Source organism: Streptococcus jiangnanensis (genome assembly GCF_040888325.1).
GTDB lineage: Bacteria > Bacillota > Bacilli > Lactobacillales > Streptococcaceae > Streptococcus > Streptococcus jiangnanensis.
In genome coordinates, this window is the sequence record NZ_JBFNFF010000001.1 from 100,173 (window position 1) to 118,020 (window position 17,848).

Genomic DNA, 17,848 nt, shown 5'->3' on the forward strand with positions numbered 1-17,848 from the left:
TCAGAATCACACCTTTACATTTAAAACGTTAAAATTTAAATTTAGAATGAGGTTTTACTTCATGGAAAATGTTGTTGTACATATTATCTCACATAGTCACTGGGACCGTGAGTGGTACTTACCTTTTGAAAGCCACCGTATGCAGTTGGTGGAGTTGTTTGACAATCTCTTTGATCTCTTTGAAAATGACCCTGAGTTTAAGAGTTTCCACTTGGATGGACAAACCATTGTCCTGGATGACTACTTGGAAATTCGCCCTGAAAATCGCGACAAAGTCCAAGGTTACATCGACCAAGGCAAACTCAAAATTGGTCCCTTTTACATCTTGCAGGATGATTACTTGATTTCAAGTGAAGCCAACGTCCGCAATACCTTGATTGGTCAAGCAGAATGTGCAAAATGGGGCAAATCAACCCAGATTGGTTACTTCCCAGATACCTTTGGAAATATGGGACAAGCTCCCCAAATCCTTCAAAAATCAGGCATTCACGTGGCAGCCATTGGTCGTGGTGTCAAGCCGATTGGATTTGACAACCAAGTTCTCGAAGATGAGCAGTTCACATCCCAGTTTTCAGAAATGTACTGGCAGGGTGCAGACGGAAGTCGTGTCCTCGGTATCCTCTTTGCCAACTGGTATAGTAATGGGAATGAAATCCCAGTGGATAAAGACGAGGCCTTGACTTTCTGGAAACAAAAATTGTCAGACGTACGTGACTATGCTTCGACCAACCAATGGTTGATGATGAACGGATGTGACCACCAGCCTGTACAGCGAAATCTGAGTGAAGCCATTCGTGTGGCAAATGAACTCTTCCCAGATGTGACCTTTGTGCATAGTTCATTTGACGACTATATCCACGCAGTAGAAAGTGCTCTGCCGGAGCAACTATCTACGGTTACAGGTGAGTTGACCAGTCAAGAAACAGATGGCTGGTACACACTTGCCAATACTTCTTCATCCCGTATTTACCTTAAACAAGCTTTCCAAAAAAACAGTAACTTGCTAGAACAAGTGGTGGAACCATTGACGGTCATCACTGGCGGCCACAACCACAAGGACCAGTTGACCTATGCTTGGAAAGTCCTTCTACAAAATGCACCCCATGATAGTATCTGTGGCTGTAGTGTGGACGAGGTTCACCGTGAGATGGAGACACGTTTTGCTAAGGTCAATCAAGTCGGAAACTTTGTGAAAACTAACCTTCTCAACGAGTGGAAGGGTAAAATTGCAACTCAGGAAGCTCAAAACGACCATCTCTTTACGGTTATCAATACAGGCTTGCATGACAAGGTTGATACTGTCAGCACAGTGATTGATGTGGCGACTTGTGATTTCAAAGAATTGCACCCAACAGAAGGCTATAAGAAGATGGCAGCCTTGACCTTGCCAAACTACCGTGTCGAAGACTTGGAAGGACATGCTGTAGAAGCGAAAATCGAAGATTTGGGAGCTAATTTTGAGTATGATTTACCAAAAGACAAGTTCCGTCAGGCTCGTATCGCTCGACAAGTGCGCGTGACAGTGCCGGTTCATCTGGCACCACTTTCTTGGACAACCTTCCAATTGCTTGAAGGAGAACAAGAACACCGTGACGGTATTTACCAAAATGGAGTGATTGATACGCCATTTGTAACGGTAAGTGTGGATGAAAACATCACAGTCTACGACAAGACAACTCATGAAGCTTATGAAGATGTTGTTCGCTTTGAAGACCGTGGTGACATCGGAAATGAGTACATCTACTTCCAACCAAAAGGAACAGAACCTATCTACGCCGAGCTGAAAGGCTATGAAGTTTTGGAAAATACAGCTCGTTTTGCCAAGATTTTGCTCAAGCATGAATTGACAATTCCAGTAAGTGCAGACGAAAAATTGGATGCAGAACAAAGAGGCATCATCGAGTTTATGACGCGTGAAGCTGGGCGCTCAGAAGAATTGACAAGCATTCTTCTTGAAACAGAGATGACCGTCTTTGTTGACAATCCACAAATTCGTTTCAAGACTCGCTTTACTAACACAGCCAAGGACCACCGTATCCGTCTCTTGGTTAAGACTCATAACACTCGTCCAAGCAATGACTCTGAAAGTATCTATGAGGTGGTGACAAGACCAAACAAACCAGCTGCTTCTTGGGAAAATCCTGAAAATCCACAACACCAACAAGCCTTTGTCAGCCTTTATGATGATGAAAAAGGGGTGACGGTGGCTAATAAAGGACTGCACGAGTATGAAATCCTTGGAGATGACACTATTGCAGTGACCATTCTTCGTGCCTCAGGTGAGTTAGGAGACTGGGGTTACTTCCCAACACCAGAGGCTCAGTGCTTGCGCGAGTTTGAAGTCGAGTTTGCTCTGGAATGCCACCAAGCAGGGGAACGCTTCTCAGCTTTCCGTCGTGCCAAAGCCTTTCAAACACCATTCACTAGTCTTCAGGTCGCTAAACAAGAAGGAAGTGTGGCAGCGACTGGCAGCCTCTTGAGCCATGCGGCGCTCAGCTTACCACAAGTCTGCCCGACAGCCTTTAAGGTAGCTGAAAATGAAGAAGGATATGTTTTCCGTTACTACAATATGAGCCAAGAAAATGTGCGCATATCTGAACACCAACAAACCATTCTTGACTTACTTGAGCGACCATATCCAGTTCATTCAGGACTCTTAGCACCACAAGAAATTCGCACAGAATTGATCAAAAAAGAAGACATTTAACAGTTTTAAAGTGTTTGATAACTAATACTATGAGATAGAAAGGAGGGGCGAAAGAGTAAGGACTAACTACTGATTCGCCCCTTTTTATGGGAAGAACAATGACCATTGCAACGATTGATATCGGAGGGACTGGGATTAAGTTTGCCAGTCTGACTCCTGATGGGAAAATATTGGATAAGACAAGCATCCCAACTCCAGAAAGTTTGGAGGATCTACTAGCTTGGCTAGACCAACGCTTGTCAGAACAAGATTATAGTGGGATCGCCATGAGTGTTCCAGGCGCGGTCAATCAAGAAACAGGTGTGATTGAGGGAATCAGTGCCGTGCCTTATATTCATGGCTTTTCTTGGTATGAAGCTCTTGCTCATCATCAACTCCCTGTCCATCTAGAAAATGACGCCAACTGTGTTGGACTTAGTGAACTGCTGGCTCACCCAGAGATTGAAAATGCAGCCTGTGTCGTTATTGGGACAGGAATTGGCGGAGCTATGATTATCAATGGAAAACTTCACCGAGGTCGTCATGGCTTGGGAGGAGAGTTTGGCTATATGACAACCATTGCACCTGCTGAAAAACTCAACAACTGGTCGCTACTAGCCTCTACAGGAAACATGGTTCGCTACGTAATTGAAAAATCTGGTCAGACTGACTGGGATGGTCGCAAGATTTACCAAGAGGCCGCAGCAGGCAATGCTCTCTGTCAAGAAGCTATTTTGCGCATGAACCGCAATCTGGCGCAAGGTTTGCTCAATATTCAGTATCTGATTGATCCAGATGTCATTAGTCTGGGTGGCTCTATCAGCCAAAACCCTGATTTTATCCAAGGCGTCAGGAAGGCTGTCGATAACTTTGTCGAGACCTACGAAGAATACACGGTCGCACCAGTTATCCAGGCCTGCACCTATCACGCAGATGCCAATCTCTACGGTGCCCTTGTCAACTGGCTACAGGAGGAAAATCAATGGTAAGATTTACAGGACTTAGTCCCAAACAAACTCAGGCAATCGACTTGCTAACAAAGCATATCTCTTTACCAGATGTGGAAGTTGCAGTCGCTCAGTCTGACCAAGCCTCTATCTCTATCAAGGGTGAGGTAGGACACTATCAACTAACCTATCGCAAACCTCACCAACTCTATCGCGCCTTGTCCTTATTGGCAACAGCTCTGGAAGAAGGGGGTAAGGTCGAGATTGAGGAGCAGGCAGCTTATGAAGATTTGGCCTATATGGCAGACTGTTCTCGAAATGCAGTTTTGAATGTCGCTTCTGCCAAGCAGATGATTGAGGTTTTGGCACTCATGGGCTACTCAACATTTGAGCTTTACATGGAAGACACCTACCAGATTGAGGGGCGGCCTTATTTTGGTTACTTCCGTGGGGCTTATTCAGCTGAAGAGTTACAGGAAATCGAAGCCTACGCTCAGCAGTTTGACATGACCTTTGTGCCCTGCATTCAGACCTTGGCCCACTTGTCGGCCTTTGTCAAATGGGGTGTCAAGGAAGTGCAGGAACTTCGTGATGTAGAGGACATTCTCCTCATTGGAGAAGAAAAGGTTTATGACCTGATTGATGGCATGTTTGCCACTCTATCTAAACTGCAGACTCGCAAGGTCAATATCGGGATGGACGAAGCCCATTTGGTTGGTTTGGGGCGCTACCTCATTTTGAACGGTGTTGTGGACCGTAGTCTCCTCATGTGCCAACACTTGGAGCGCGTATTAGATATTGCTGACAAGTATGGTTTCCATTGTCAGATGTGGAGTGATATGTTCTTCAAACTCATGTCAGCGGATGGCCAGTACGATCGTGACGTGGAAATTCCAGAGGAAACGCGTGTCTACCTCGACCGACTTAAAGATCGTGTAACCTTGGTTTACTGGGATTATTATCAGGACAGCGAGGAAAAATACAACCGCAATTTCCGCAATCACCACAAGATTAGCCAAGATATTGCCTTTGCAGGTGGTGCTTGGAAGTGGATCGGTTTTACGCCCAACAACCATTTCAGCCGTCTCATCGCTGTAGAAGCCAACAAAGCCTGCCGCGCCAATGATATCAAAGAAGTGATTGTGACGGGTTGGGGGGACAATGGTGGAGAAACTGCTCAGCTCTCTATTCTACCAAGTCTGCAAATCTGGGCAGAACTCAGCTACCGCAATGACCTAGACCGTTTGTCTGCTCACTTCAAGACCAATACAGGTCTATCAGTTGAGGAATTCATGCAGATCGACCTAGCCAACCTCTTGCCAGACCTGCCAGATAATCTCAGTGGTATCAATCCCAACCGCTATGTCTTTTATCAGGATGTTCTCTGTCCGATTCTTGACAGACACATGACACCTGAACAGGACAAACCACACTTCGCTCAGGCAGCTGAGATTCTCTCTGACATTAAAGAAAAAGCTGGGAACTATGCTTATCTCTTTGAAACTCAGGCCCAGTTGAACCAGATTTTAAGCAGTAAAGTGGATGTGGGACGACGCATTCGTCAGGCCTACCAAGTAAACGATAAAGAAAGTCTGAGAGAAATCGCAAGACAAGAATTACCAAAACTTAGAAGCGAGATTGAAAACTTCCATGCCCTCTTTAGCCACCAATGGTTGAAAGAAAACAAGGTCTTTGGTTTGGATACGGTTGATATCCGTATGGGCGGACTCTTGCAACGCATCAAGCGAGCAGAAAGCCGTATCGAAGCCTATCTGTCTGATCAGATTGACCGCATCGACGAGCTAGAAGTTGAAATCCTACCATTTACTGATTTCTACGCAGACAAGGATTTCGCAGCAACTACGGCCAACCATTGGCATACTATTGCGACAGCTTCGACGATTTATACGACTTAGGCATTTTTTCCGAGTCAGAGTGTTTCTCGTGAAACCTATTTCTTATAAAAAACTTCTCCACAAAAAATAATTTGTGGAGTTTTTTCTATAATTAGTAGTTTAACCTAGCCTTCAAATAGGAGTATACTAATAATGTAATCGTTATCAAACCTAAAAATTCGATGAAATCAGTTTTTAGGAATAAAAAGGGAGGAAATTATGAAAAAGTTTTCAAAGACCTTGAGAGATAACTGGATCTTTCTCTTGATGGTTTTACCAGGGGCACTCTGGTTGATTCTATTCTTTTACATTCCAGTATTTGGGAATGTGGTCGCCTTTAAAGACTACCATATGACCAGTAATGGTTTCATAGATAGTATCGTGAATAGTAAATGGGTCGGGTTAGATAATTTCAGATTCTTGTTCAGTTCAAAAGATGCCTTTATCATCACTCGTAATACCGTTCTCTACAATCTCGGCTTTATCTTTATCGGTTTGATTGTATCAGTAGGGATTGCCATCATCCTCAGCGAGCTTCGCTCTAAGAGAATGGTTAAGATTTTCCAAACGTCTATGTTGTTCCCTTACTTCCTGTCATGGGTTATTATCAGTTTCTTTACAGATGCCTTCCTAAACATTGACAAAGGGGTCTTCAACCATTTCCTAACATCCATTGGCATGAAGGAAGTCAACTTCTACGCTGACTTAGGCATTTGGCCATACCTTCTCCTTTTCCTAGGTATTTGGAAAGGCTTTGGATATAGCAGTGTCATGTACTATGCGACGATCATGGGAATTGACCCAACCTACTACGAAGCAGCAACAGTGGACGGGGCGAGCAAGTGGCAACGTATTCGCAACGTAACCATTCCTCAGTTGACTCCACTTGTGACAGTTTTGACTATCCTTGCAGTCGGAAATATCTTCCGTGCAGACTTTGGTCTCTTCTATCAAATCCCACACAATGCTGGTCAGCTTTACAATGTAACCAACGTTTTGGACGTATATGTCTTTAATGGTTTGACTCAGACAGCAGATATCGGTATGGCTTCAGCAGCCGGTCTTTACCAATCCGTTGTCGGTTTGATTCTGGTTATCCTATCAAACTTGCTTGCAAGACGAGTCGATCCAAACTCAGCTTTGTTCTAGAAAGGAGGAGAATATGGCAGAAAAGAAAATTAAAAAAGAAAAAATCGATAATGTCGGCATTCACTCCTTCAGTAAGAAAGCAGATATCTTCTTTAGTATCATCTCTGGTTTGATCGCTCTTTCTTGTATCTTGCCCTTTATCTTCGTTATCATCATTTCGGTGACAGATGAAAAGAGCATCCTCCAGTATGGATATAGCTTTTTCCCTTCGAAATTTGGTGTAGATGGATTCCAGTTCCTAGCTCAGTTTAAAGATAAGATCCTCCAAGCGCTCTTTATCTCAGTTTTTGTAACCGTAGTCGGAACAGTGACCAACGTCTTCATTACAACCACTTATGCCTACGCCATCTCACGTACAACCTTTAAGTACCGCAGATTCTTCACGATTTTCGCTCTTCTCAGTATGTTGTTCAATGCTGGTTTGGTACCAGGCTATATCGTGGTCACTCGCCTGCTGCAACTTGGTGATACCGTTTGGGCCTTGATTGTTCCAATGCTTCTCTCACCATTCAACATCATCTTGATGCGTTCCTTCTTCAAGAAGACCATTCCAGAAGCCATTCTCGAATCTGCTCGTATCGATGGTGCCAGTGAAGCTCGGATCTTCTTCCAGATTTGTTTGCCATTGTCACTTCCAGGTATCGCAACCATCACGCTTTTGACAGCTCTTGGTTTCTGGAACGACTGGTTCAACGCCCTTCTTTACATCAAGAGTGACAACTTGTATCCATTGCAATATTTGCTCATGCAAATTCAGCAAAATATGGACTACATTGCAAAAGCAGTCGGCCTATCTGGCCAACTGGGAGTTGCTCTACCGAAAGAAACAGGTCGTATGGCCATGGTTGTGGTTGCAACCCTTCCAATCGCGATTCTGTATCCATTCTTCCAACGCTACTTTGTTAAAGGGTTGACAATCGGTGGTGTGAAAGAATAGCACTTGCTGAGAAACACCGTTTCTCCCTTCCCAACTTCATCTTAGTGACTGAAGTTACAAATCATTAAATCGTTTATAAGTTTAAAAATAAAAAAAGGAGTTTTTATCATGAAAAACTGGAAAAAATATGCTTTTGCATCTGCTAGCGTAGTCGCTTTGGCTGCTGGTCTTGCTGCTTGTGGAAACCTTACAGGTAACAACAAAAAAGCTGCTGATACTACTTCAGGTGAAAAACCTGTAATCAAAATGTACCAAATCGGTGACAAACCAGACAACTTGGATGAATTGCTAGAAAATGCAAACAAAATCATCGAAGAAAAAGTCGGTGCTAAATTGGATATCCAATACCTCGGATGGGGTGACTATGATAAGAAAATGTCAGTTATCACATCATCTGGTGAAAACTATGATATCGCATTTGCATCTAACTATGTCGTAAATGCTCAAAAAGGTGCTTATGCTGACTTGACAGAATTGTATAAAAAAGAAGGAGCAGAGCTTTACAAAGCACTTGACCCAGCTTACATCAAAGGGAACACTGTAAACGGTAAGATCTATGCAGTACCAGTTGCAGCTAACGTTGCATCATCTCAAAACTTTGCCTTCAACGGAACTCTTCTTGCTAAATACGGTATCGATATTTCAGGTGTAACTTCATACGAAACACTTGAGCCAGTCTTGAAACAAATCAAAGAAAAAGCTCCAGATGTAGTACCATTTGCGGTTACGAAGAACTTTATCCCATCTGATAACTTTGACTACCCAGTACCAAACGGACTTCCATTTGTTATCGACCTTGAAGGAGACACTACTAAGATCGTAAACCGTTACGAAGTGCCTCGTTTCAAAGAACATTTGAAGACTCTTCACAAATTCTATGAAGCTGGATACATTCCAAAAGACGTAGCAACAAGCGACACTTCATTTGACCTTCAACAAGATACTTGGTTCGTTCGTGAAGAAACAGTAGGACCAGCTGACTACGGTAACAGCTTGCTTTCACGTGTTGCGAACAAAGACATCCAAATCAAACCAATCACTAACTTTATCAAGAAAAACCAAACAACACAAGTTGCTAACTTTGTTATCTCAAACAACTCTAAGAACAAAGAAAAATCAATGGAAGTGTTGAACCTCTTGAACACGAACCCAGAACTCTTGAACGGTCTTGTTTACGGTCCAGAAGGCAAGAACTGGGAAAAAATTGAAGGTAAAGAAAACCGTGTACGCGTCCTTGATGGCTACAAAGGAAATACTCACATGGGTGGATGGAACACTGGTAACAACTGGATTCTTTACATCAACGAAAACGTTACAGACCAACAAATCGAAGATTCTAAGAAACAATTGGCAGAAGCTAAAGAATCTCCAGCACTTGGATTCATCTTTAACACTGACAATGTGAAATCTGAAATCTCAGCAATTTCTAACACAATGCAACAATTCGATACAGCTATCAACACTGGTACTGTAGACCCAGATAAAGCTATTCCAGAATTGATGGAAAAATTGAAATCTGAAGGTGCCTATGAAAAAGTATTGAACGAAATGCAAAAACAATACGACGAATTCTTGAAAAACAAAAAATCATAAGCTCGATTGATTTCGTGTATTCATTCCTAATTCCTAAAAATGTGATCACTGCCTTCCTTAGTTCTCTAGGGGAGGTAGTGATTTTTAGGATGTAAAAATGAAAACAGTGGTTCTGAGGGTTTATGCGATGTGATACACATACATCTATAGGGGATTTATTATGAAAAAATATCGTCTTCTTTTCAAAATGAGTGCTGTCTTCTCTTACCTATTTTTCGTATTTGGCCTTTCCCAGCTGACGCTTATTGTCCAAAACTATTGGCAATTTTCTTCCCAGATTGGCAATTTCTTCTGGATTCAAAATATCTTGAGTTTGCTATTTATCGGAGTCATGATTTGGATTCTGGTTAAGACAGGCCATGGTTATCTCTTTCGCATTCCAAGAGCAAAATGGCTTTGGTATTCGATTTTGACAGTATTAGTGGTAGTGCTCCAGATCTCTTTTAACGTTCAGACAGCTAAACATGTTCAGTCAACTGCTGAAGGTTGGGCTGTATTGATTGGTTATAGTGGGACTAACTTTGCAGAGCTAGGTATCTATATAGCCCTGTTCTTTCTGGTTCCACTGATGGAAGAATTGATCTATAGGGGTTTGTTGCAACATGCTTTCTTTAAACATTCGCGATTTGGCCTTGATTTGCTTCTTCCTTCCATTTTGTTTGCTCTTCCTCATTTTTCAAGTCTGCCTAGTCTGTTAGATATTTTCGTTTTTACAACATCTGGAATCATCTTTGCTGGTTTGACCCGCTATACCAAGAGCATCTATCCTTCCTATGCAGTGCATGTGATCAATAATATTGTAGCGACCTTGCCATTTTTGCTGACTTTTTTACATAGGGTGTTTGGGTAAAATACTGGCTGGAGAGTTAGGAATGATAGTTTTTCAATTTATAAGCGAATTTCAGGAGGAAAATGAGAATGACACCATTAAAATGGTTTGCTGGAGGAAGTGAAAGACGTTGTGAAGCGATGACCATCATTGATTATCTATTGGAAGATATAAAGGATGTGCCTCAACTTACTCCCTTGAAAAATCAGTTAGTGATTTATAAAAAACGATTAGAGGATGATGGGACCTCTACTCCATTTATTCTGAGCCAAATGAATGTTGACATCTCACGTGTGTTGATTGAAAATAAGCTGGGTTTGTCAGAAAGTCAAGTTAAGCAAATCAAAAAATTGAGAGAATTATCTGCGATTCGCTATGGTTACTGATGAAGTGCAGGGGCAGGACTCTTTCTACAATTTCCGGTCAAATAAATTGCATTCGTTTTCCCAAGTGGGTATACTAGTATAGTTGAATGAAAAATTCTGAAAATTTAAGAATAGAAAAGAGAACAAATCTTATGGCAAAAGATATTCGTGTCTTACTTTACTACCTTTATACTCCAATTGAAAACGCAGAGCAATTTGCGGCAGATCACTTGGCTTTCTGTAAATCAATCGGTCTCAAAGGCCGTATCCTAGTCGCTGACGAGGGAATCAACGGAACCGTTTCAGGTGACTACGAAACAACTCAAAAATACATGGACTACGTTCACAGCCTCCCAGGAATGGAAGACCTCTGGTTCAAGATTGACGAAGAAAGTGAACAAGCCTTCAAGAAGATGTTTGTTCGCTACAAGAAAGAAATTGTCCACCTTGGTTTGGAAGACAACGACTTTGACAACGACATCAACCCACTTGAAACGACGGGTGCTTACTTGTCTCCAAAAGAGTTCAAAGAGGCCCTTCTTGACGAAGATACAGTGGTCCTTGACACACGTAACGATTATGAGTACGACCTAGGACACTTCCGTGGGGCTATCCGCCCAGACATCCGCAACTTCCGTGAGTTGCCACAATGGGTCCGTGACAACAAGGAAAAATTCATGGATAAACGTGTCGTGGTTTACTGTACAGGTGGCGTTCGCTGTGAGAAATTCTCAGGCTGGATGGTCCGTGAAGGCTACAAAGATGTCGGCCAATTGCATGGAGGAATCGCAACTTACGGTAAAGACCCAGAAGTCCAAGGTGAGCTTTGGGATGGGAAAATGTACGTCTTTGACGAGCGTATCGCCGTAGATGTTAACCATGTCAATCCAACCATCGTAGGGAAAGACTGGTTTGATGGAACACCATGTGAACGTTATGTCAACTGTGGAAATCCCTTCTGTAACCGTCGTATCCTAACATCAGAAGAAAATGAAGACAAGTACCTCCGTGGATGCTCACACGAGTGTCGTGTTCACCCACGCAACCGCTATGTTTCAGAAAATGAATTGACACAAGCAGAAGTAATCGAGCGCCTAGCAGCTATCGGTGAAAGCTTGGATCAAGTCGCTACTGTATAACATCAAACAGCTCCTCAGGGGCTGTTTTTCTATGCTTTTTATCTAAAAATCTTAAATTTGTTTCTGTATCTTTCAGGAAAATAGGGTATACTGTATGTAAACGATTTCAAAGGAGGCCAGTTATGGCGAAAACATTTTTTATCCCAAATAAAGAAAGCATTCTAGGACAACAGGAGGTTTTGACTGCTAAGTCCATCTTAGCTTTGGTAGAGGGCTTAGAGTCACACAGTTATGATGCTGTCTATCTCCGTCAGCCCCTCAATCGTCTCGAGTATATCGAGTGTGGGATTGTAGGCCAGTCGCAATTTCTCTTTAAGGTGAACTATGCGGATAGTCGAAAAGGCTATCAAGTGGTGATTCCAGACTTCCTTACTAGAGCGGACTGGGAGATTGTAGAAGTTCTCCTCCAAGCCCTATCGAGCAAGTTGGGGCAAGTGGTAGAAGGGCTAGAAGACTTTGACTTTGAAGCTTATTTCCGACAAATAGTTCAGAATTATCTAGCTGACAAAGCGGCTCGTCTAGTATACTGCCAAGGGCTCTTGTCCCCTATCTATCTCAACAAGGAATACCTCGAGAGCTTTTTGGTTGAGGATGGATTGGCACGTTTTGAAGAGCTGGTCAAGAAGGTTCAAGGCTCTGATGCCTACCTTGCCAGTGTGAAATTTTACCCAGATGCTCAGGGAAAGGTACACGGTATCTATCACCTAGCCCAGGGAGTCAAGACGATTTTGCCAAAGGAACCCTTTGTACCGGCGCACTATACGGAGCAGCTGGCAGGCAAGAATCTTGTTTGGGAGATTGACCTAGTGACGATTTCTGGTGATGGCTCAAAAGCAGAAGACTATGAAGCCATCGCTCGCTTGGATTATGAAAAATTCCTAGAGTCACTACCAACAGCATTTTACCATCAACTAGATGCCAATCAATTGGAAGTACAAGCCATTTTGGGAAAAGATTTTGAGGAATTGGCAAGCATCGAGTAGACCTTGTCCAAAAAAGAGTAAGCATAAAAATCCCTGTCATTAACAAATGGCAGGGATTTTGGTTAAAAGAATGTCAGGATGCGAAGGTAGTCCACTGTCAGCGCAAGCTCTGCAATGAAGAAGGGTAAGAGAATGGCGCCATCAAGTAAGACAGCGAGCAAGAATCGATAAAATGGGTCCAGGCTACTGGTCTTACTTGGCTTGCTAATCACAAAGAGATTCCCAAGGGCAAAGATGGCCATGCTTAGAAGAGTGAGGATGCCAGCAAATCGTATGCCACCAAAGAGTGCAAAGAAACTTGCTAGAGCTGTTAGGACAAGTGGGATAGCAAAGAGTCTGCTATACCGATCGAAGGCTTCTTGGAATGTGAAGTCGCTCTCCTGATCCAGCACACGTCGGACAGTAAAGCCTCCCAGAATGATGGAAAAGTAAAATAGAGCGCTAGCGACCAAGATGGAGAGTCCAGCAAAGAGATTTAAAGGAGGGAGCTGGTTAGGTAAACTATTGGCAATAGATGCCATATAGCCGTAGTAGAGGTGCTTGATATGATAGATACTAAAGAAAAGATTAATCGAAGACAGCAAGGTGAGTAGGGCAAAGACACTATAACGGTGCCTTTGGTCCGTAGTTTTGCTGGTAGTTGGTTCTTGGATAGCATCCAGTAGCCAAGTCCAAAACAGTGCGATTTCTTCTTTGAATCTGGCTGTTTTACGAGGGTCAATATCTGGGATATAGGGGCTTTCTAAAGCCTTGCTGAGGATACTTTTCTCTTTGGCAGGGTTTTCTTGCTTGTGTTCCTCTTCAGCTTTCCCTTGTCCCTCTTCCTCGGTTTGGGTTTCCTCAGTCATTTCGGGAGCTTCCTCCTCATGCCTTTCCATCTCTTTAGGTGAGACAGGAGTTTCTTCGCTTGCTTGTGGTTCAGTCTCCACAGTTTCCGAAGTCTCTGGTTGGTCGGGCTGGATTTCCGATTTCGTCTGAGCTGATTTCTTCTCAAGATCGGCGCTTTCAAACCATTCTTGTGTCATGGTGGAACCTCCTTTTTTATGGTCGTTTTCTATTTTTAGATTAGCAGATGAAAGCGTTTTTGTCAATGGTTTCTAGATGGAGCAGAGTGCTCCTCTTTAGGTAGGTAGATATCCTGGTTTGCTTTTGCAATGAGTAAATCCTTGATACCTGCTTTTTCGGTTTTATAAGGGTTGGCAAGTACATTCTCTTTTTGTCCACGATGTTCTTCTTTGGGTTGACGATAGATACCACCATGCTGAGAAGAAATTTCTAGATTGATACGGTCGGTCTCTTTCTGGGAGAGAATGAGTGTTAGAGTGGAATGGGCCTCTAGCTCAACCTTACCGTGAACATGAATATTTTCAGCATAGATGTGTCCCCCCTCCGTCTTGACCTGACTATCTGTCAGTTCGGTATCAAAGATATTGATGATATGGGGTGTCATTAGTGTGCTGTTCTTGATAGAACTTTCTGTTAGTCTTAAGAGATAGCCTTTTGTTTTAATTGTCGCATTTTCAAGATTGGCTTGACGAATATTAGTTTGTCCACGATTGGCTGAAATGGTGATTGCTTGCAGCTTTCTTCCTTTCGGTAGGGAGAGAATGACTTCGTCAAAACGGTGAGAATAACTGCTGGCAATACGAAGTAGACCTTCGATTCCTGAACCTAGAAAGCGATGTTGGGAGGCTTGTTTGTCAGTGACGCTCAGTGTTTTGTCACTCATGCCAGTAGTCAGATCGTGACGACCAGACACGGAAGGATGATAGGTGATATGGATCTTGTCATCTACAGACTCTGTGATGGTTAGGCTATGTTCTTCAAGGGTCAAATCAAGTTTTTCCACTTCACTTCCAAAGGTAACTTCTTCGATACGATTGTCATAGACGGGGTCTTTTGACATGGCAAGCAAACTTTGAATACCATTGGACTGGGCGCCTACAATGATCATGATAAAACCGAGGATTGTAGAAACCACACCAAAGATGAGAAATCCTTTTGTCAATTTACGCATGTCTGTCACCTCTCTTTCCTTTTTTAAGAATCCATTGCACCAAGCGGACGATTAGGAGGCCAAAGAAACGAGCTACATAGGAGATACCTAGTAGAACAAGAGAAGAAGCACCGATAGAAAGCAAACCGGCCCCGAAAATCAAAATAAAGGCAGATTTGGCTTCGACCAGAACACTAAAGCTCTCTATGATAAAGAGTCCACCTAACAGGATACCCGTCACCGAAACGGTGAAAAAGGCTAGAATGACGGAGGCAGCTGCGATAAAAATACCGATGATGGCCATGAGGATGCCGATCCCGACCGGAATTCCGATAGGAGCTACTAGCAGGGCCAGGAGGGCAATATGTAGCAGTTGGCGGTCGTTCTTTTGAGCAGGGCCTTCATTGACTTTTTTATCGAGAAGATCAGAGAGGACATCATGGGCAGCTTCTTTTGGAGTTCCCAGACTGGCAATGAGTTCCTCTTCGCCCTTTGGACCTGCATCGTCAAATAGTTCCTTAAAGTAGTCCATAGCTTCAATGCGGTCAGCTTCAGGCAGTTTATGGAGATAGGTTTCTAACTGAGTCAGATAGTCAGTTCTTGTCATGGCGGATACTCCCTTCTATGATGCCGTTGACGGTGTCGGTATAGAGCGTCCACTCTTCCTTTAGAGTAACGAGTTGCTCTACGCCCCGATTGGTCAAGGAGTAGTATTTGCGCATACGCCCCTGAAACTCTCTAGAGTAGGTGGTCAGAAAGCCACTGGCTTCCAATTTTTTGAGAATAGGATAGAGCGTAGATTCTTTGATATTGGCGATGAGCTTAATGGTTTGACTAATCTCATAACCATAAGAATCCCCCTGCTCCAGTACAGCCAAGATGAGAAACTCGATCAAGGCAGAGGATGTTGGGAAGTACATGGGAAACCTCCTTTATATTATATAAAAATTTTATATATACTCTTTTCAAATATATTGTATCTCAATATGAAAGCCCTGTCAAGAAATATGTGTAAAAATTTTGCATATAAAAAACTCCTAGTAAAAACTAGAAGTTTAGAGGATGTTGTCCGCCCGATCCGCCATAAAGAGCGAGACAGTCATGATGATATCGATGGCTAGAAGGGCAAGGACAGCTGGGATCCAAGATTGAAAAAGTTCAAAACTATAACCAAACAAGGCAGGTCCAAAAGCAGCTAAGATGTAGCCCCCTGTTTGCGCTAGTCCTGATAGCTGAGCTGTCTTTTCAGGAGAACTGGTTTTAAGAGAAAAGCAAACCATGAGGTAGGGGAAGAGGGCACTGCAGGCCGTTCCAATCAAGAGATGGACGACTAACCAGTAGAGGAAATTATTGGTTGGATACAAGAGCATGGCAATTCCTGTCATCCCAGAGAAGGAAATGATTGCCAGCATGATTCGACGGTGACCATCTGATAGACGAGTCGTCAGACTTGGAACAGTCATTGAAAAAGGAATGCTGATCAGTGAGAAGATAGAAGCCAGAAGAGCTGCATCACTATTAGAAATACCAGCACTAACAGCCATAGTTGGCAACCAGGTCATACTTGTATAAAAGAGCAAGGACTGAAGCCCGCCAAAGATAATGATAGCCCAGACATCTTTACTTTTTAGAATATTCTCTTTGACTTGCTTTTCTTTTTGGCTTTCTAGGTGGTGGTTGTGGCGATGATTTGGCAACCAGACTAGCAGAGTGACCAGACAGAGAAAGCTGAGAACGAGGATGAGTCCCTTCCAAGAACTAGCTTGGGTGATAGGGACCGAAAGATAAGAAGCGATGGCTGTCGAAATTCCCATGGCAGTGACATAGAGCGTTGTTAGGAAACTAATCTTTTGAGGCTGATTTGCTTGGATCATACTTGGGAGGAGTACATTGAAGATCGCAATGCTTGCTCCCACAATTAAGGTCCCTAGATAGAGAAGGGGAAGATTGAAAATCCGAATGACAGAGCCAACAGTTAAGAGGAGGAGACAGTAAGTAAAGAGATGTTCCAACCCGATTTTTTGTGCCAAGCGGCTTGCAAAAGCAGAGAAAAGAGCAAACATCAAGAGAGGGAGACTGGTTAAAATCCCAAGAGAGCTAACCTCCACTCCTAGTCCCTGAGCGATATCTCCTAAGATAGTTGGAAGAGCAGTAAAAGGAGAGCGTAAAACGGTCCCGATTAAGACAATTCCTAGAACAAAAAAGAGTGATTGTTTTTTCATAAAAACCTCAATAGGATGATTTTAATAACAGCTTATTTTAAGGTTTTTTCCTTATAATGTCAAGTAATGATAGCCAAGACAGATAAATCAATGGAAGTGAAAATAAAGTGAAAAGGGACAGATTTCTTTACTAGAATTTTCCTTGATTTGATATAAAAATAGGAAACTAGGAGAATTTGTGATAAAATAGTGGAAGGAAATCTATACATTGGAGAAAAACTGTGCCTGAAAAGCAAAAAATCAGCGTCTTGATGTCGGTCTATGTAAAGGAAAATCCGACGTTTTTAAGAGATGCTATCAAAAGTGTTCAAAACCAGACCTTGAAACCGAGCGAACTTGTTCTTGTTGAGGACGGGCCGCTCACACCCGAACTCTATCAGGTGCTAGATGAAGTGGAAGCTCAGTCAGACATTCCAGTTAAACGGTGCCCCTTAGAAGAAAATCAAGGTTTAGGCTTGGCTCTTCGATACGGTGTTTTACAGTGCCAGTATGACATTATTGCCCGCATGGATACGGATGATTTAGCCGTTCCGAATCGTTTTGAGAAACAGCTTCAGCTAATGGAGAAAGAAGATCTTGATCTCTTAGGTGGGCATATCGCAGAGTTCATTGACAATCCAGATGAGATTGTATCTTATCGTCGTGTTCCAACTCAGCACGCAGACATTGTGGCTTATCAGAGAATGAGAAGCGCCTTTAACCATATGACAGTCATGTTCAAAAAGGACATGGTCCTCAAGGCGGGCAACTATGAAGACGGCCTTTACATGGAGGATGACCTCCTTTGGCTCAATATGATTGCTGCAGGTGCCAAGACTGGGAACCTAGATCAAATCTTGTGTAAGGTTCGTGTCGGTGCAGGGATGTTTGAGCGTCGAGGTGGCTTGCGTTACTTTAAACTCTATCGTCAAGCTCGCCAAAGGATGCTTGAGCGAGGGCAAATTTCTTACATGGAATATGCTAAAAGTGTAGCCATTCAGGCCATTGTTGCACTTTGTCCAGGCTTTGTACGTCAGTTTATCTTCGTCAAACTTTTAAGAAAGAGAAAGTAAGCCCCGATAGACTGAATGATTCAGGTTATCATAACAACAGTATCATCTGACTCTT

At 43.0% G+C, this 17,848-nt stretch carries 16 protein-coding genes; 11 read left to right on the forward strand and 5 right to left on the reverse strand.

Annotated elements, in window-relative coordinates; all coding sequences use genetic code 11:
- The first annotated feature begins 61 nt into the window (after positions 1-61).
- The 10 genes from AB2B49_RS00445 (at position 62) to AB2B49_RS00490 (ending at position 12,523) form a co-directional block, all read left to right on the forward strand.
- Entirely contained in the window at positions 62-2,707 is a 2,646-nt protein-coding gene (locus AB2B49_RS00445; RefSeq protein WP_320691820.1) for an alpha-mannosidase, read from the forward strand.
- A 98-nt stretch (positions 2,708-2,805) separates the two neighbouring features.
- Positions 2,806-3,675, forward strand: coding sequence for an ROK family protein (locus AB2B49_RS00450; protein WP_049504574.1), 870 nt, complete (start codon positions 2,806-2,808; stop codon positions 3,673-3,675).
- Positions 3,669-5,549, forward strand: a complete 1,881-nt coding sequence (locus tag AB2B49_RS00455; protein WP_049504575.1) for a beta-N-acetylhexosaminidase — start codon at positions 3,669-3,671, stop codon at positions 5,547-5,549. The genes AB2B49_RS00450 and AB2B49_RS00455 overlap by 7 nt, the downstream gene beginning before the upstream one ends.
- Before the next feature lie 198 nt (positions 5,550-5,747).
- Positions 5,748-6,677 carry an ABC transporter permease gene (locus AB2B49_RS00460; RefSeq protein WP_000714584.1) on the forward strand — a complete coding sequence of 310 codons (930 nt, stop codon included), beginning with the start codon at positions 5,748-5,750 and terminating at the stop codon, positions 6,675-6,677.
- Between the two features lie 13 nt (positions 6,678-6,690).
- The gene (locus AB2B49_RS00465) at positions 6,691-7,614 is read left to right on the forward strand and encodes a carbohydrate ABC transporter permease (protein ID WP_000818344.1); all 924 of its coding nucleotides are present in this window, start codon (positions 6,691-6,693) and stop codon (positions 7,612-7,614) included.
- A gap of 108 nt (positions 7,615-7,722) precedes the next feature.
- Positions 7,723-9,207: an ABC transporter substrate-binding protein gene (locus AB2B49_RS00470; protein WP_049504577.1), complete on the forward strand. Its 1,485-nt coding sequence runs from the start codon at positions 7,723-7,725 to the stop codon at positions 9,205-9,207.
- Positions 9,208-9,367: 160 nt separating this feature from the next.
- Positions 9,368-10,057, forward strand: a complete 690-nt coding sequence (locus AB2B49_RS00475) for a CPBP family intramembrane glutamic endopeptidase (RefSeq protein WP_049504579.1) — start codon at positions 9,368-9,370, stop codon at positions 10,055-10,057.
- A gap of 68 nt (positions 10,058-10,125) precedes the next feature.
- A complete protein-coding gene (locus tag AB2B49_RS00480; RefSeq protein WP_049504580.1) occupies positions 10,126-10,422 on the forward strand; it encodes a bacteriocin immunity protein in 297 nt (98 codons plus the stop codon).
- Between the two features lie 131 nt (positions 10,423-10,553).
- Positions 10,554-11,540, forward strand: coding sequence for an oxygen-dependent tRNA uridine(34) hydroxylase TrhO (trhO, locus tag AB2B49_RS00485; protein WP_001030023.1), 987 nt, complete (start codon positions 10,554-10,556; stop codon positions 11,538-11,540).
- Positions 11,541-11,662: 122 nt separating this feature from the next.
- The gene (locus AB2B49_RS00490) at positions 11,663-12,523 is read left to right on the forward strand and encodes a DUF4299 family protein (protein ID WP_049504583.1); all 861 of its coding nucleotides are present in this window, start codon (positions 11,663-11,665) and stop codon (positions 12,521-12,523) included.
- A gap of 62 nt (positions 12,524-12,585) precedes the next feature.
- Here AB2B49_RS00490 and AB2B49_RS00495 read toward each other — a convergent pair whose 3' ends face one another.
- The 5 genes from AB2B49_RS00495 to AB2B49_RS00515 all read right to left on the reverse strand — a co-directional run bounded on the left by AB2B49_RS00495 (position 12,586) and on the right by AB2B49_RS00515 (position 16,741).
- Complete coding sequence (locus AB2B49_RS00495; RefSeq protein WP_049504584.1) at positions 12,586-13,548, reverse strand: DUF6574 domain-containing protein; 963 nt, start codon at positions 13,546-13,548, stop codon at positions 12,586-12,588.
- A gap of 62 nt (positions 13,549-13,610) precedes the next feature.
- On the reverse strand, positions 13,611-14,540 hold the full coding sequence (locus tag AB2B49_RS00500) for a DUF4097 family beta strand repeat-containing protein (RefSeq protein WP_071851743.1): 930 nt from the start codon (positions 14,538-14,540) through the stop codon (positions 13,611-13,613).
- Positions 14,533-15,126, reverse strand: coding sequence for a DUF1700 domain-containing protein (locus AB2B49_RS00505; protein WP_071851741.1), 594 nt, complete (start codon positions 15,124-15,126; stop codon positions 14,533-14,535). The genes AB2B49_RS00500 and AB2B49_RS00505 overlap by 8 nt, the downstream gene beginning before the upstream one ends.
- A complete protein-coding gene (locus tag AB2B49_RS00510; RefSeq protein ID WP_000273860.1) occupies positions 15,113-15,439 on the reverse strand; it encodes a PadR family transcriptional regulator in 327 nt (108 codons plus the stop codon). The genes AB2B49_RS00505 and AB2B49_RS00510 overlap by 14 nt, the downstream gene beginning before the upstream one ends.
- Positions 15,440-15,574: 135 nt before the next feature.
- The gene (locus tag AB2B49_RS00515) at positions 15,575-16,741 is read right to left on the reverse strand and encodes a CynX/NimT family MFS transporter (protein WP_071851739.1); all 1,167 of its coding nucleotides are present in this window, start codon (positions 16,739-16,741) and stop codon (positions 15,575-15,577) included.
- A 221-nt stretch (positions 16,742-16,962) separates the two neighbouring features.
- Between AB2B49_RS00515 and AB2B49_RS00520 the strand changes: the two genes are divergently transcribed.
- Positions 16,963-17,793: a glycosyltransferase gene (locus AB2B49_RS00520; protein WP_071851737.1), complete on the forward strand. Its 831-nt coding sequence runs from the start codon at positions 16,963-16,965 to the stop codon at positions 17,791-17,793.
- Positions 17,794-17,848 lie beyond the last annotated feature (55 nt).

Excerpts from the sequence above, each read along its gene's own strand:
- AB2B49_RS00445 (WP_320691820.1), top strand. The coding sequence starts at position 62 with ATGGAAAATGTTGTTGTACATATTATCTCACATAGTCACTGGGACCGT.
- AB2B49_RS00450 (WP_049504574.1), top strand. The coding sequence starts at position 2,806 with ATGACCATTGCAACGATTGATATCGGAGGGACTGGGATTAAGTTTGCC.
- AB2B49_RS00455 (WP_049504575.1), top strand. The coding sequence starts at position 3,669 with ATGGTAAGATTTACAGGACTTAGTCCCAAACAAACTCAGGCAATCGAC.
- AB2B49_RS00460 (WP_000714584.1), top strand. The coding sequence starts at position 5,748 with ATGAAAAAGTTTTCAAAGACCTTGAGAGATAACTGGATCTTTCTCTTG.
- AB2B49_RS00465 (WP_000818344.1), top strand. The coding sequence starts at position 6,691 with ATGGCAGAAAAGAAAATTAAAAAAGAAAAAATCGATAATGTCGGCATT.
- AB2B49_RS00470 (WP_049504577.1), top strand. The coding sequence starts at position 7,723 with ATGAAAAACTGGAAAAAATATGCTTTTGCATCTGCTAGCGTAGTCGCT.
- AB2B49_RS00475 (WP_049504579.1), top strand. The coding sequence starts at position 9,368 with ATGAAAAAATATCGTCTTCTTTTCAAAATGAGTGCTGTCTTCTCTTAC.
- AB2B49_RS00480 (WP_049504580.1), top strand. The coding sequence starts at position 10,126 with ATGACACCATTAAAATGGTTTGCTGGAGGAAGTGAAAGACGTTGTGAA.
- trhO (WP_001030023.1), top strand. The coding sequence starts at position 10,554 with ATGGCAAAAGATATTCGTGTCTTACTTTACTACCTTTATACTCCAATT.
- AB2B49_RS00490 (WP_049504583.1), top strand. The coding sequence starts at position 11,663 with ATGGCGAAAACATTTTTTATCCCAAATAAAGAAAGCATTCTAGGACAA.
- AB2B49_RS00495 (WP_049504584.1), bottom strand. The coding sequence starts at position 13,548 with ATGACACAAGAATGGTTTGAAAGCGCCGATCTTGAGAAGAAATCAGCT.
- AB2B49_RS00500 (WP_071851743.1), bottom strand. The coding sequence starts at position 14,540 with ATGCGTAAATTGACAAAAGGATTTCTCATCTTTGGTGTGGTTTCTACA.
- AB2B49_RS00505 (WP_071851741.1), bottom strand. The coding sequence starts at position 15,126 with ATGACAAGAACTGACTATCTGACTCAGTTAGAAACCTATCTCCATAAA.
- AB2B49_RS00510 (WP_000273860.1), bottom strand. The coding sequence starts at position 15,439 with ATGTACTTCCCAACATCCTCTGCCTTGATCGAGTTTCTCATCTTGGCT.
- AB2B49_RS00515 (WP_071851739.1), bottom strand. The coding sequence starts at position 16,741 with ATGAAAAAACAATCACTCTTTTTTGTTCTAGGAATTGTCTTAATCGGG.